This is a genomic window from Streptomyces sp. 13-12-16 (genome assembly GCF_002114215.1).
In the GTDB taxonomy this organism is placed as follows: domain Bacteria; phylum Actinomycetota; class Actinomycetes; order Streptomycetales; family Streptomycetaceae; genus Streptomyces.
This window is the reverse complement of sequence record NZ_NCTE01001475.1, coordinates 1-369: the sequence shown is the minus strand read 5'-3', so window position 1 is coordinate 369 and position 369 is coordinate 1. Positions and strand designations below refer to the sequence as shown.

The 369-nt window shown below is 76.2% G+C and carries 1 pseudogene; it reads right to left on the bottom strand.

Annotated elements, in window-relative coordinates:
* Positions 1 to 193: pseudogene (locus B7767_RS42985) on the bottom strand (lipoate--protein ligase family protein); the annotation flags it as partial.
* Positions 194 to 369 lie beyond the last annotated feature (176 nt).

Sequence of the window (369 nt, the reverse complement as noted above, 5' to 3'; positions counted from 1 at the left end):
CGATCCGCGCGGCCAGACCGGCGGCGTCGGTGTCGGCGGGGGCGCCGTCCAGGGCACGGTTCACGGCGTCCAGCGCCTCGTCGGGTTCGAGGAAGAAGTCGCCCGCCACACGCGCGCGGCGCAGCACGCCGTCCTCCACGTCCACGTCCACGACGACCAGTTTGCCGCCGGGAACCTTGTACTCACCGTGCACGGCTCCGCCTTTCGTCACTGTCCGTCGGCGGCAACACCGGCCGGGGCGGGGATGTTCCCCGCCCCGGACCTCGCCGCCGCGGCCCCGGAGCGGGCCGCCGAGGCCCTCGCGGCGGGTGCGCCGAGCGTCGTCGTGGGCGCCGCCGTCGCCGTACCGACCGCGCTGACCAGGGACTT